Source organism: Leeuwenhoekiella palythoae, assembly GCF_900130045.1.
Taxonomy (GTDB): Bacteria; Bacteroidota; Bacteroidia; order Flavobacteriales; family Flavobacteriaceae; genus Leeuwenhoekiella; species Leeuwenhoekiella palythoae.
The window spans coordinates 723,755-738,380 of sequence record NZ_FQXT01000001.1 but is presented as its reverse complement, the minus strand read 5'-3'; the positions used below and the strand labels follow the sequence as shown (position 1 = coordinate 738,380).

Here is a 14,626-nt window from a genome sequence, read left to right as displayed (position 1 = left end):
ATCTAGGTGTCAGGTCGAGCGCAGTCGAGACCTTATGATTATAAAATGAGATTAATAACTTCTCGACTACGCTCGAGAGGACGGTCTGCTTCGAACCAAATTAACTATACACATGTTACCTATGCTCAAAAACCTCTCTATTTGTCTAATACTAGCTTTAGCTTTCACCTCGTGTAAAGCTCAAGATCCAGCCTATATTTTTACCTATTTTAAAGGAAATGGAGAAGACGGTTTGCATTTAGCCTACAGTACCGATGCCTTACATTGGCAATCGTTGAATGATGATCAATCGATTCTTACACCTGAAGTTGGCGAGCAAAAATTAATGCGGGATCCTGCAGTGATCAAAGGTGGAGACGGCGTCTATCATATGGTTTGGACCACCGGTTGGACCGAACGTGGAATTGGTTATGCTTTTTCTAAAGATTTGATCAACTGGTCTGAGCAGCAACTCATCCCGGTGATGCAGCACGAGGAAACAGCGCGTAACTGCTGGGCTCCGGAAATTACCTATGATGCGCAAAATGATGAATATATGATCTACTGGGCGACCACAATCCCCGGCCTGTTCCCGGAAACGCAATCAGAAAAAGATGCCGGTTACAATCACAGAATGTATTATACCATCACCAAAGATTTTAAAGCGTTTACCAAGGCCAAAGTCTTATACGAACCCGGTTTTAACTCGATAGATGCAATGATTCAATGGGATGGTGAAAAGTATGTGATGTTCTTAAAAGATGAAACTCGTGAACCTGCGCGTAAGAACTTAAAAGTAGCTACTGCGCAACATTTGATCGGACCTTATTCTGAAGCGAGCGCTCCCATCACCGGTAAGTATTGGGCAGAAGGCCCTACCGCGATTCAGAAGGATGGCAAGTGGTTGGTGTATTTTGATAAGTATACAGATCATCAATACGGCGCTGTACAATCAACCGACTTAAAAAATTGGACTGATATTTCTGATCAGGTTTCTTTTCCTGACGGTATACGTCACGGTACAGCGATACAGGTTTCAACTGAAGAATTGAAAGCGATTCAGGAGGTGTTTCTCGATAAGTAAGGTTTTTATATACAAGCACGCGATGCAATCGCGCGCTAACATTTAGGTTTTTTGAGTCGTCATGCTGAACTTGTTTCAGCTTCTCATCAAAGATGCTTCAAGAATCAACTCCAGCTCTTCGTTGCTATCAATCCAATCTTCTGGAGCTTTTTACGACTGTTTTGAACCTTAGGAAGCTATGATTCCTTCTAATTTTTCCGATATTGATATATTCAGTAATTCAGAATTTTTAATTCATAATCAGAAAAACGGTTCCAGGCCTTCCCATTTTACATCCCAGCTTCCGTCTTTTGGGAATCCGGGATTTTTAGTTTCTGAGCCATCCCAACCCGCGCACATCATCGCCACCGCAGTAAGCAAACCGCCGTTACCGGGCATATACAGCGTTAAACGTTCTTCTTGATAGTTGTGACCATTTTTAAGATAGGTGTTGGTTTGTACATCCATAAATAAGGCATCTACAGCTTTTTCAGGCATTCCCAATCGCGCAGCGGTCATCGCTGTCATCGGGAAATCCCAGCCCCAGGTATCTTCCCATGTCCACACTTCCCAAACTTTATCAAAAGTATTGCGCATCGTAGCCTTGTTGAGTAAGGACGTTTCCGGGAGCATCCCATAGGCTCCAAAAACCGAAGGATGATCGGTTAAGAACTCAGGGTTGGTGTAGGAATCTGTGGCGCTTTCTGTGGCCAAATAATAATCCTCTTGAACCGGCAAATCCGAAAGCTTCTCAAGAACCTCCGTCCATTGCTCAGGAACAGATTCGCCAACGCGTTCTTTCCATCTTGAAGCGGTTTTGAGCGCCCAATTCCAATACGCGAGTTCGTAGGTTGGATTGAAGGTTTCGGTCTTTTCAAAACGCTCCTGTGCAGGAATTACCGGTGGCCCCAATACATAGCGATCATTTTCTTTATCATAATCGGGAAACGAAGCCATAAAATCTGCGGTAGCAAAAACGCGTTCTTTGTATTTGTTGAGCGTTGCTTTGCTAGAGTCTGCCCGGTAAAGCAGTTCGGCAAAGGTGATGAAATGCGGTTGTTGCCAAACCAGAAAAGCACCTACAGATGAAGGACCTTCATCTCCGTACGGATCGGTCATTTTTTGCCACCTCGCACCTTTGAATCCTTGACGTTCCGCCAGGGCTTTGGCATTATCAAAGGCACTTTCATACCAGTTTAATGTGTTTTTTAAATATTGAGGTCTGCCCCAAAGTGCGTAGTGAACCCCGTGCCACCAATGCATTTCCAAATGCGGCTTCCCATACCAACTGTTATACGTAAGTCCGGTTTCTTGCGGTGGCATTTTTCCGGCAGTTTGTGCTTTGGTCAAGTATTGGGAGAGCACCACACGACGCTCGAGTTCGTTTGCTCGCGGATTGGTACTTCCTGAGAAATCTACAATTCCGCCATTAGACCAATAGCTTTCCCAAGCTGTTGCGCTATTTTTAAAAATGGTTTCGGTAGCGTTCTTTCCTTTCGGTTCTGAATCTGCAAACGTGCAGGTTAATGCGATTTGGTCTCCTGTAGGTTCCACGAGAAAATAGTGTGCTTTCTTTTCAGAAACTGTGGCCGTTCCTTCCCAATTTAGAGCAACTTTATAGTTCAGTGAATCCAACTGACGTTCGATCAAGGCAGAAGTATCATCTTGCGCTGCTATACTGCTTTTATAATGTTTTGGATTTTCCCACTGCGTGCCATAATCGGTCCAGGCAGCAGTTGGGGCCGCAAAACGCAGATGTATTTTCAATTGGCCACTTGCAATTAAGGCTGAATTTACCTGAACGGCGATGGCGTCACTATCTGGAGCGCTGGCGGTTTTCACTTGCACAGGAATACCTTCAACAACAAACGAACTGGTGAGCAGGCCCGTCCATAAATCTAAGGTTTGATCCATGTCGCTGAGGTCTTCCGGTTTAACCGGAGTTCCATCCTTTTTGGTGAGTTCAAACCCCAGATTTCCTAAATGTACCCGATGCGGATTTGACCGAAAAAATTCAACAGCTTCCTTGGCATGTTGCGGGCTTTTTACCTGCGTGGCATAAGATACTTTTCTTCCGTTTTGATCATAGTCTTTTAAGGTTTCCTCAAAGGAATAGCCTTGATCGTTGGGTTTAGCATTCCAACCCCACTCAGACAAGGTTCCTAAAGGAATTCCTCTTTGATAATATTCCGGAAAGCTTTGCAACCCCGTGACATCTGTTGTAAACGCAAAAGCACCATTGCCCACGGTTAACGAAGCAAGCGTATCTACTTCAGAAATGTGCACGTTGTGCCTGGTGACAACCGCTTTTCGGTTTATAGCGTTATCTGCGGTTTCATCTTTATATTGTTCTTGTTTACATCCATAGAGGCTTAAAGCAAAAACGATTGTGGTGATCCAGAATGTATTTTTCATTTTCTTATGGTTTCAATAATGTGATACTCATCAGCCCGATGATCACATCATTCGCCTGCGCTTCGAGCGTTAGTTTTTCTAGTGTTTTTTGTGGGTTGAGCGGAAGGTCGAGAATCGTTCCTGCGCCACCATCGATTCCGTAATTGGTAAAGCCGTGAATGTTGATATAGTCCTTAAAATCGCGTTTAATCTCGCCATTTTTAAAAATCACCCGAGGTGGTTTGGGCGCACCGGTGGTAAACGCATAGCCATCGGTAAAATAATCCTGCTCGATAGGCCACCAGTTTTCAGGGTTTTTAAGTTCTAAAACTGTGGTAGTTCCATCAGTATAGGTGACAGTTACTGTGCCATTTACCAGTTGGGTTTGCATCGGGTTGGTGGTTCCTGCCATCATCAAATACGCGTGGGATGCCTTGCCTCTAAGCGGAATAGTGATCGAATCGGGATAGTTGTCCCATTTTGAGGCGAATGCAATATTGAGCGCATTTTCTTCTGAAGATGTTGCGTAAAGGATTTCATTAGATCCCTCAAGAACTCCGGATTTGGAAGCCTTGCGAAGTCCGCTATCATCCAGATGAATATCCTCAGCGACATTGGGATAACACCAATTGCCAACGCCGGTAGTAGGGAGTTGCAGGGTAGGAGATTGGGGGCGCGGACTCAAATACTGCTGCTGAAATACTTCGTCTACCCGTGCATTAAAAAAGCTACTGATGTTTGGCATCGATTGCTGCTTTCTGCTGGAGTTTGGAATATCCCAATTGGTAAATGGCAGCTGAATTTTTTCTCCCGAAGCAAAGCGCAGCTCAAGCAGGTTTGTTCCCGGAAAGCATTCCGCCAGTGCCAATATTATGGTTGCTGATTCTCTAGCTTTGAAACTTATCTGTTGCGCAGCTGTATGGTTGATCTCTAAATCACCGGAAATCTGTGCATCGGTATTATTTTGAATGGTTATCGCCAAATGGTCGTTTTCCAGTTGTGTAGATAGGATTTGAAATTTTGATTTTATTTCAATTTCTATCGGTTGCCACCATGTCATGTCGTTCTGTTTCAGCTTTACAAAAAGCATTTTGTGTCCGGTTGTAGCGGTAATGTTTCCTGAAAGTTTTTCCGTAGAAAGCGCTGTGTCAGACAGAATGCCTTGAGGATCTTTGAGCTCGAGGAGTTCTGCTTTATTTGATTTGAGTTCAAAAGCTGCTCCTTGCGTATAAAAAGCGTTGCTTTGAAGTTTTTCAGGCGTAGTGCCTTCAGTAGTGACCTGAATCGTATAGTTTTTATGAGTCCCCGCCGGAATTAAAATTTTCGGTTTACCAATGGCCTCAGCGACCAGTTGATAATTCACCGAATTTCCATTGACTAAAACCGCTTTGATAGCGGTGGTATTGAGGCTCAATTCCAGCTCCAGATCTACATCGGTTTTAAACTTATTAGCAATTGTGTAGGTTGTGGTATTTTCGGTTTTTTTGAAAGCAACATCAAGGTCAGGAAGATTGAGGCTGGCGTGATCCCAGTCTTCAGGAAAACCCGGCTTGATTTTTAGTTTGTGTTCCAAAAGATTGGGTTGAATACCAAAAAGTCCTTCTACCAAAGCCCGGGAAGCTACACCGATCGGGTCGGCAAAATCCCGATACAATTCCCCTCGAATCGCATCATAAAAGGATAACTGCTGAAAGCCACCCGGTGATGCGCCCAAATACATACTCTCCACCAAAGCGCTTTCAAAAAGTTTATAACCTGCTTCGGGATTCCCACCCTGCCAGAAGGCCAGTGCAGTGTTGAGGTTTTCAGCAAGTGCTACATTGTTTACAGACCAGGTGTAGGGTTGCCAGTTTGTGGTGGAAATCAATTCGAGATCTTCGTATGGAAGTCCTTCGGCCTGCACCGGAATATGCGGAATTTGCTTTTGAATATAATGTAAGGCTTGCTGCTGCTGAAATGCATCAGGCACTGCTTTATCGATGACGTGATACACCGTCCAAATTCCGGGAGACGTGTGAAGTAATTGATTGCCCAAAGCATCTTGGTATTCGGCATACACCCCTTGATCTGGAAGCCATAATTTTTGCTGAATGGCTGTTTTTATCTTTTCGGCTTCATCTAAATAGGCTTGCGGATCTTTACCCAGACGCTCTGCTAGCTTTGCCGCTAAAGTATTTGCGCGATAATTATAAGCCGAAGTATACGTGACTGCACCGCCGCTGTATTGCAAGGCGTCACTTGCCCAGATTGCCGCGTATGCATCATACAAACCATCATCGTTAGTGTCGTAGTTACGCTTTTCCCAAGCCAAATGCCGTTCGATTACCGGAAAGATTTCCTCTAAAAACTCGGGATCGTTGTTCCAGTTGAAATAGGTAAGGAGCTGGTCTATAAAAACCAGATTCATATCATAGTGATGCGCCCGATCATTGCGGTTGGGATGCCTGCTGATGTAACCTTTACTGAACATCGCCGTACCCAAAACCTCTTTCTGTCGGGCGAAATTACGACTGCTGTCAAGGACAACGGGTCCACGTTCGGGTTCGAGCACTTGAGAATTTCCGTAGCTTTTAAAATGGGTTTTTGCGCGATCGTGCCAACCTAACAAATCTGCATTATAGGCCCCACGCCATGCGTTGAGGTGCATCCGCCAGGCTACGGCACCGTGTAAAAAAGCGGGATCCTCCCAAATCGCATCTGCCCCTGTAGCCAGCGCACCACCTAAGGTATTGAGGTACGGATCAGGAGTATTTAGTTTAATTCTGTTTGCTAAGGTATCTGCTTTGAATCTTGCTTTTTTAAAGGCTGAAGCATTGCTTAATGCTTTATCAGAAGTATCGTTTATCGTATGCTCAATGTTCCAATAATAGGTTTGCGCGGCAGATCTGTCGACCGTGCCATAAATGACAGGAAGTGAATCTAATGTAGCTCGTTGAAGAGTATTGGGATTTTGAATAGCGTGAGCACTTCCTAAATTCAGAGGTCCTTCAGGAACAGACGCGGTCAGTGTTTTTTTATTGGTCTGACTTTTTGCATCCCAATTAAACTTAAGCCTAAATCCATTTTCTTTGAGTTCATAAGCATTGTGCCGGGTATATTCCGGTTGTAGATAAAATACCGCCTCCGGGTCTGCGCCAATATCGCCATCACGATGGAATTTCTTTCCACTGGCACCGCCAAAAAGCCAATGAAGAGCAACAGCCTTGGGAATATTATGTTCTTCAACCTTTAAAAGAAATCCTTCGGTTTCTGCTGAAGCCAAAACACTAAGTTTTAAAAATCCGTTGCCTAAGAGTGCATCACGAATTTCGTACTCCATCATTCCGGGAATGTATTTGGTTGTAATGCTGTCGGCTTCAGTGATCCATTTGGATTCTATTTCCTTAGATATTCCCAGTTTGAAATTTCCACCCATTCCGGGCAGGTATAATGCAAATTCCGGCAGGTCACCGGTTTCTACTCTAAAACCGGTATTGGTACCGTACAGAGCACGATTGAATTTTCGAGAACCATTAACCAGAACAAAACTGTTCCCCTCCGGTTTGTAATGAAGTGTTCTTGGTTTGTTATGCCAATATTCCTGTTTTTGCTGGCCACGTCCTGACCAGGTAAAGCCTATTAAAAACAGAATAAAGAGTGGTTTTAAAAAACGTTTGGTGTTACTGGCGTGCATCTCGATCAGTCTATAGTTTCCGGAATCAATTTTATATTGGGTTTTGGAGCTTTTTTCATTCCATAGCCCATATAAAAACCGGTATGCGGCGGTTGATTGTAGCCTACATTTTGCCAAGCGATGCTCAAGCGGTATTGCGGGTCGTGCATCAATGTGTACATACGTTGCATGGTAGGAATGGTGGTGGAGTAGATGCGCATCTCGTCACCCTCTTTACTTGGGAGGAGTAATTCTTCACGCCAATCCCCAAGAATATCAGCACTTAAGGAAGGTGTCGCTTTACTCCCTTTAGACCACGTAGCACCATCGGCCTTGAATAGCATTCCTTTTCCATATTTAGCAATGTAGGTACGGTCTAAAAGTTCGCGGCTAAAATCGCCATCCCACCAGATCAGGAAGTTGGCAGAGCGTGGTGCTTTACCAATTACTTTTCCTTTGTTGTCGTGTAAGTCGTGGGAGCCCAGCCACCACATTTGCGCACCTACACGGGTGGTGTCTATATTGGCAGCTACGCCACGACCAATATCGCGATTGGGTTCGGCGGTGTATAAAACGGTTCCGTCTTTTATAGAAAAGAGCGCAATTCCCGGACCTTCCGTTCCGTTTTCGATCTCGTGAATTCCAAAACGTTCTAAGCCGGGGACATCGGGGTCCAGATCACTTACGTGAATCGCGTCACCGTGTCTAAAACCGGTGGAATACATTCCTGTGCCGTCATCATCAATAGCCATTGCGCCAAAGATGATCTCGTCTTTACCATCGCCATCGGCATCTGCAACCGAGAGGTTATGATTTCCTTGTCCTGAATACGGATTTTCTCGGTTCTCACTATCAAATACCCAGCGCGAACTGATCTTGTTATTTTTAAAATCAAAAGCGGCAAGCACGGTGCGACCATAATAACCGCGTCCCATCACAAAACTAGGATGAATCCCATCTAAATAGGCCACACAAGCGGTAAAGCGATCTACGCGATTTCCGGTATTGTCATTGCCCCCGTTTCCACCGTGACCACCCCATTTGCTGATGTCACCACGCGGTGCGATATAATCGGTTGTGGCAAGTGCTTTCCCGGTTTGACCGTCAAAAACGGTGAGATATTCGGGGCCTTTTAGGATCTTGCCGTAGGTTCTACTTTTTTCATCGGTATCGCGCCAGTCAGCTTCAGGATCGCCTATGACATTGCCTAATGCATCGGTGGTGCCGTCTGCTGTTTTGCAGACCATTTCGGCTTTGCCATCGCTGTCAAAATCGTAAACCAAAAACTGTGTGTAATGTGCTCCTTCCCGAATGTTTTTTCCGAGGTTGATTTCCCATAATAGCTCGCCAGACAACTCGTAGGCCTGAAAAATAGGGTCGTCTGTTAGTCCGCGATGGGAGTTGTCGTGCCCTCTTCCCATCTGGTGAATAACCAACTCGTATTGCCCGTCTCCATCAAGGTCTGCTGTGCTGGCATCCCCGGGAGCGTAGCCATCCGGAGTTTGAAGTGGAATACTTAGATAAGGTTTGTGCTCGGCATTTGCCGCAATACTGAACGTACCGGGCTCTTTGATTTCTTTTCCGTTTAAAACCGAAGTCACAAACCAGGTGTTTTTTTTAGACCAATCTATATCAGTATCAATAAAAAATGTACCGCCAGAAATAGATGCTGTATTCAGTTTTTGAGGTGTTTCCTCGCCGGTCTGGCGGTACAAATTAAAATGAAGTTCGTCAGGGTCTGTACCTAAAACCCGCCAGCTGACTACCGCAGTCTGATCTTCTTGCGGAATGACCACCACGCCACGATCTAAGTGCTCCATGAGACGTTGTGCAATGCAGGCTTGAGATAGACAGAGTAAAACAATGATTAGACCATATTTTTTAAATTGAAAGCTCATAGTTAAGGTGTTTCCTGTGGTTGAAAGGTGTAGGGTAAAGGCTGGTGTTTTGCGCTAATCGTGAAATAATCGGGCAGTACGCCGGGATCAATTACAATTAGTTTTAATTGATGTTTTCCGGGATTGAGTTTTTGAAGGTTTACTGAAGCGCGTGCCTGATTACGCAAGACGTTAGTCTTCCAGTCTGCGCTTCTTCCTTGTGTTTTAAAATCGATAATTTGTATCGCTTGATCGTCCCATTGAACACCAATTTGCAACTGCTGCTCACCCGTGATTGGGTGATTGGGAACAGCGGTAAGCGTAAGGACAGCGTTGTCAAGACTTTGCTCAAGATTTATATCATAATGCAAAACGGGGTTGCCTGTAAAATCTGTAGCTGAATATGCTTTTTGAGTAACAGGCGTGAGTTGTAATGCAGTTTTAGAGTACCCTAAACCTGTTAATTCCTGCGGAAAGCCTTCTTTAAAATTTGCTGCATCAGAAAAGTCAGCCACCTTCCTTGAGATCACGGGCTTTGAATATTTCCGATTTACTTCTTCATCAGCAAGTACGGCATCCGGTATTTTGTAAACCGGTAAATTACGTGGCGCACTGTGCATCATTTTATTCCATTTTCCATCAGCGATCTGGGTGTTGTACTTTTTGGTAAGCTCCTGAATCTGCTGTTGTTTTAGCGCGATGGAATCCTGATAGTTTTGCATTAATTCTGGATTCTGTTTCGCATTGAAACTCGCTAAATCCCGATATAAATATTTATGATTCATTGCTGAAGCGCCCAAAATAGGGTAGGTCACAAGCTGAAACCAAGCGTCTTGTTGTGCATCATCTATTTTATTGGTGAGTTCCTGAACTTTGTGTTCCAGTTGTCGATAAGCGGCACGCCGCTGCGGATTTTCTTCTTCTAAACTGAATTCTGTCAAATGTGTGGGACGCGTAGGTTCGGTTTGACTCCACCCCATAAATTCAGGTTTTCTGAGCCAGGCGAGGTCATAATAGGTTTCCCGCAGGCTGCTAATTTCGGCTCCTAGATCACTTCCGAAGATTCCTTCGTAGAAATCAGTCATATGTTGTTTATAGCTATCCGGTTTTCTAAAGGATTCGGGATCAAAAGCGAGATCCATAAAGAACTGCATAGTGTATTCTGCAGGTTTAAGATCGCCTACATTAAGAATCCAGATCTTGTCGGCGCCGGTGTCGTAGGCTTTGAGCAGTTCTTCTCTAATGAGTGCCGGGTGGGTGGTGCTCAACCAGAGGTAATCGTGCGGTCTTCCCCAGTATGAGGCGTGATAATATACACCACTTCCGCCGCTGCGTTGGCGTTCTTCAGCGTTACTTAATCGGCGAATGTAGCCATAGTTGTCGTCGGTCCACATAAGGGTGATGTCTTCCGGAAGTTCGAGGCCATATTCATAGAGATCCAGCACTTCCTTGTAAACAGTAAATACTTGAGGGATTTCGTCTGGATTCCCAACGTGCTTTTGTAAAAGTTTCCGTTGATCCTGAATGATTTGATTGAGGATATTAGCCGCGTCTTCTGTGCTTTTTGCGCCCGCCATTCCGCTGTCGTGTACGCCACGCATTCCCACGGTGTAAATTCCGTTGGCGTTTTGAGCTTCTTCTACGCGATCTTCCCAATACTTGAGCACTTCTTTTTTATTGCTGAAATAGTTAAAATCACCCATCGTCTCGTGATCCCATTCGTCAACATTGTTGCGCAGCATCGGCTCGGCGTGTGAAGAGCCTAAAACGATCTCATAATTTTCAGCCATTTTCAGATTACCCGGATAGTGAAAAAAGGCTTTGGTGCTGGGGTGCATCGCCGGCCAGATGGCATTGGCTTTTAGGCGCAGTAGCAATTCAAAGATCTTGGCGTAGGTTTTAGGACCTATATCACCGGTTTCGGGTTCAAACGTATGCGCTGCCCAAGGTTGTAAACCCCAATCTTCATCGTTAAGAAAAATACCACGGTATTTCACTTTCGGACTTTTAGACTGAAATGAATTGATCTCAAGTGTTAATTCTTTTTGTTTGGTTGGCACTACATCAGCCCACCAGTACCAAGGAGAAACGCCAATTTTTTCTGAAATGTCAAACACGCCGTAAGCGGTTCCGCGTGCATCTGTACCTGCAATAAGCAAAGCATTTGTAATTGAGCCGTTTTTCGGTTTTATAAGTTCGATGCTGTAGCTTTCCCAAGCTAATTGTTGTGGTTTACTGACTTTTGAAAAGCTTTGGATCAGATCAGAGGCTTGATTACCGATAACGATTGCGTTGCCTGATATAGCATTTTGGTTTGTGGTGACTGTGGGTAAATATCCACTTACGCGTTCAATATCTTCAGCGAGTAAATGTGCAGCAATAGAATCAAGTGCAACTCCGTCTTTATCATAAACAATACTCACTTTTTGACGATCTGTTACCAGCTCAAACTGATTTGTAGCTTGAGAACGGGCGGCAGTGATCTGCAACATACAGAGGGAAAAAGCAATGTGGCGTAGAACGTTCAATTTCATATTAATCTTCATCATTTGCGATATATAGGGTATTAGGGAATTCAACGGCCGGCGCATTTTCTATAGTTAGCGTAGAACCATCGGCGATATTGAGACTCACATTGTCAAGGGTCCAATCTTTACTGTACGTTATTTGACCGGCTTCTTGTGCAGCAATATGTACATCTGTCAGTTGAATAGTATTAACCGTAGACGTTTCCATTCCGTTGACGTAAATGGCGCGTTTTGCACCTTGAACCTCAATGTTTGAAATGCTAATATCTTTAAATGTTGGAATTCCTTTTTCGGGCGGAGTAACTTCTTCTAATAAGGTTTTCCAGCGTTTTGGGATGGAATCGTAATCATAGCCCTCCGGTAATTTGGAGTAGCTGTATGAAGGATTCCAGTTCATCGAAACTTCCATAAAAGTCCCCACGCTATCCATCTTGATATTTTGCATATGAATGTCTTCTACGGTTCCGCCACGATTGGTTGCTGATTTTATTTTGAGTCCGGTTTTGGTTCCTTTTCCTTGAATATTAGAAACAAATACGTGCCGAATATCACCACTTGTCTCACTACCAATGGTCGTTAAGCCAGATCCTGCAAGGGCGATACAATCTCTAATCACCACATATTCGGTAGGACGATCAACTCGTAGTCCGTCCCAATCCCGTCCTGCTTTCAAGCAAAAATTATCATCATTACAATCGATATCGCAGTTTTGCACTAAAATATACTTAGAGCTGTCAATATCGATCCCATCGGTACTGGGGCCGTGACCGCCAATGTTGTTGCGAATGGTCAAGCCATCTACTGTGATATGGTTAGAGTAGAGTACTTGCACCGTCCAAAAACCTGCGCGCTGGATGTTGAGGTCTTTTAGAAAAACATTTTCAGCATTTTGAAGTAAGAAGGTACGTGGGCGTTTGGCATCATAATCTACGATCCAGCGTAAACCTTTGGGTTCATATTCTTCGCGTAAGTTCCAATAATAATCCCAATATACTTTTCCCTGGCCGTCCACCTGTCCTTCACCATCAATTGTTACGTTTTTTTGATCTAAAACGTTGATGAGTGCGGCAGGCCATTTCATTTCGATACCGGCAACGCGCGTATCGATCTCGGGGTAATCTTCAATCGACTCGCTACCCAAAATTTTCACCCCTTCAGGAATATTAAAATGTACATTTTCTTTGATAAAAATAGAACCGCTTAGATAGGTTCCCGGTTTGAACGTGACGGTTCCGCCTCCGTTTACCGCTGCAGCATCAATCGCTTTTTGAATAGCAGCAGTAGTTAATGCGCTTCCGTCTGCAATGGCATCGTAGTCATTTACATAGAAGACTTTTTTATTGAATTCGATCTCCTCAGCGCCTACTTCGCTGATCCACTCAGGTGTTGAAGTTTTACTTTCAGAGGCCTTAGGCTCTTTACAAGAAAAGAGCATTAAGCACGTAATTAGCGAAAGTATGGGCGTGGAATTTATGTTCATCATGCAATAAAAGTAAAATTAACTGTAAAATATACGTTTTATTGATTTGGAGCATCCTGTCCCTACCTGTCCCATATTATTTTATTAAAAAGAAATGGCCGTCAGTTGCGAGCTTGACGACCATTTACACACACAAATAATTATTGTTTACGCTTTATAGGGCAGCGTTAAAAGGTTTAATACTCCTAGGCTTGACCTGAAGGAGTTTATCTAAGATTACTAGTTTACGTACTCAACGGAGCAGTTTTAGTTTGATAAAATTTACTGAAAATTAAAAACAGGATTCCGCAGCTTATCCAGGCCGGTAAGGTTAGGAAGGATAAGAATACATCATACTGCACCGAGATGAAATAAAATACTCCAAAGCTTAATGCCCAAGCGCCGAATACCGCCCAATTGAATTTTACTCCTGTTTTTTCAGCATAAAATGGTTGAATTCCTGCAGTTTTTCCAAAGAAATGATCGAATACGATTATTGCTCCAATAGGGGCAAGAATGAATCCGTAAAGTGCTACGAAGCCTAATAATTTCATTGCAAAAGCGGGGAATAAACCTGCAATTGTGGCTACAGATCCCGCAAGAATGGTAACCCAAAATGTAGAAACTTTAGGCATAATGGCTTGAAAAGCAAGTCCGGCGCGATAGATCGTTGGATTTGCAGTCGTCCACCCCGCAAGGATCACGGCAATAATCCCGAAGATTCCAATAGCATTGTTAGCTAAAGGACCGGGAGCTACCGATGGTGCTTCGCCACCTGCCAGCATTGCTTGTGCTTCGGGAGATTTAAGATATACCGCATATAACAAGGCGGCTGAAATCCAAGCAACATAATGCCCGATATAGATTCCGCCGGCGGTCGTCCAGCCTGCGCTTGGTTTTTTCGCAAAGCGGAACACAGAGAGGTCAGACATCCCAATGTGCATCGCAGCATTGGCAAACCACGACCATAATACAACGTGCCAGAACGTATATTTTATTTGTCCCGGAAAAGGTTCGCTACCTTCTCCCCAAATATTCCAAAAGTCGGTAAAGCTGTGTACATCTAACTGAATCAACGCCACCACGCCACAAGCGATAAACGCCAGCACAATCACCGGAGACATCCAGTTTGCGGCTTTTGCTACGGTTTGATATCCTTTTGCAGCAATTATGGAGATCACAGCACCAATAGCGATCACAATGATCACCCATGTAGGACTGTTAGGAGTCGTATCGGTGAGTTTGGGCATTTCCATATCAAACGGAATCCCAACGGCTGTAGCCGAAACCGTGATCATCGCCCCGGCAAGGAAACAGAAGAGTACACCATTGGCGAGATTGTAAGCGGTTACTAAGCGTTTTCCGCAGATTTTTTCAAGGTGGAAATACAGCGTGTATCGAAACTTGGTTCCGATCTCTGCCGTTAAAAAACGCCAACTCAAAACCGCCATTAAGTTCCCAATGAGCAATCCAACGATAAGGTCAAAAGCGCTTACTCCCGTAGTAAGGAATAACGGACCGATTACAAATTCGGTTCCTGCAGCGTGCTCTCCGGCGTACATACCTAAAAATGCCTTCCAACTTTGTAGTCTGGATTGAGGTACCGCCTGGCGTTCAAATTCACCACCGGCGATTTCCTCTATAGTTTCTTCTTCTTGATTGTATTGCGACATA

7 protein-coding genes are annotated in these 14,626 nt (G+C 44.3%); 1 reads left to right on the top strand and 6 read right to left on the bottom strand.

Going from position 1 to position 14,626, the window contains the following annotated elements; translation table 11 throughout:
• Nucleotides 1-121 precede the first annotated feature (121 nt).
• Nucleotides 122-1,063 (top strand): glycoside hydrolase family 43 protein, encoded by a 942-nt coding sequence (locus BUA96_RS02950; RefSeq protein WP_233430600.1) that lies wholly within the window; start codon nt 122-124, stop codon nt 1,061-1,063.
• A gap of 240 nt (nt 1,064-1,303) precedes the next feature.
• Here BUA96_RS02950 and BUA96_RS02945 read toward each other — a convergent pair whose 3' ends face one another.
• From BUA96_RS02945 to BUA96_RS02920, 6 genes are all read right to left on the bottom strand, one after another.
• Nucleotides 1,304-3,457 (bottom strand): hypothetical protein, encoded by a 2,154-nt coding sequence (locus BUA96_RS02945; protein WP_072980166.1) that lies wholly within the window; start codon nt 3,455-3,457, stop codon nt 1,304-1,306.
• 4 nt (nt 3,458-3,461) lie between these two features.
• Entirely contained in the window at nt 3,462-7,109 is a 3,648-nt protein-coding gene (locus BUA96_RS02940) for a DUF4450 domain-containing protein (RefSeq protein ID WP_072980163.1), read from the bottom strand.
• A 5-nt stretch (nt 7,110-7,114) separates the two neighbouring features.
• On the bottom strand, nt 7,115-8,986 hold the full coding sequence (locus tag BUA96_RS02935) for a rhamnogalacturonan lyase (protein ID WP_072980161.1): 1,872 nt from the start codon (nt 8,984-8,986) through the stop codon (nt 7,115-7,117).
• Between the two features lie 2 nt (nt 8,987-8,988).
• On the bottom strand, nt 8,989-11,499 hold the full coding sequence (locus BUA96_RS02930; protein ID WP_072980483.1) for a glycosyl hydrolase 115 family protein: 2,511 nt from the start codon (nt 11,497-11,499) through the stop codon (nt 8,989-8,991).
• 1 nt (nt 11,500) lies between these two features.
• Complete coding sequence (locus BUA96_RS02925) at nt 11,501-12,928, bottom strand: glycoside hydrolase family 28 protein (protein WP_164916947.1); 1,428 nt, start codon at nt 12,926-12,928, stop codon at nt 11,501-11,503.
• Nucleotides 12,929-13,197: 269 nt separating this feature from the next.
• Nucleotides 13,198-14,625, bottom strand: a complete 1,428-nt coding sequence (locus BUA96_RS02920) for a purine-cytosine permease family protein (protein WP_072980159.1) — start codon at nt 14,623-14,625, stop codon at nt 13,198-13,200.
• Nucleotide 14,626: the final 1 nt, after the last annotated feature.

Excerpts from the sequence above, each read along its gene's own strand:
- BUA96_RS02950 (WP_233430600.1), top strand. The coding sequence starts at position 122 with ATGCTCAAAAACCTCTCTATTTGTCTAATACTAGCTTTAGCTTTCACC.
- BUA96_RS02945 (WP_072980166.1), bottom strand. The coding sequence starts at position 3,457 with ATGAAAAATACATTCTGGATCACCACAATCGTTTTTGCTTTAAGCCTC.
- BUA96_RS02940 (WP_072980163.1), bottom strand. The coding sequence starts at position 7,109 with ATGCACGCCAGTAACACCAAACGTTTTTTAAAACCACTCTTTATTCTG.
- BUA96_RS02935 (WP_072980161.1), bottom strand. The coding sequence starts at position 8,986 with ATGAGCTTTCAATTTAAAAAATATGGTCTAATCATTGTTTTACTCTGT.
- BUA96_RS02930 (WP_072980483.1), bottom strand. The coding sequence starts at position 11,499 with ATGAAATTGAACGTTCTACGCCACATTGCTTTTTCCCTCTGTATGTTG.
- BUA96_RS02925 (WP_164916947.1), bottom strand. The coding sequence starts at position 12,928 with ATGCTCTTTTCTTGTAAAGAGCCTAAGGCCTCTGAAAGTAAAACTTCA.
- BUA96_RS02920 (WP_072980159.1), bottom strand. The coding sequence starts at position 14,625 with ATGTCGCAATACAATCAAGAAGAAGAAACTATAGAGGAAATCGCCGGT.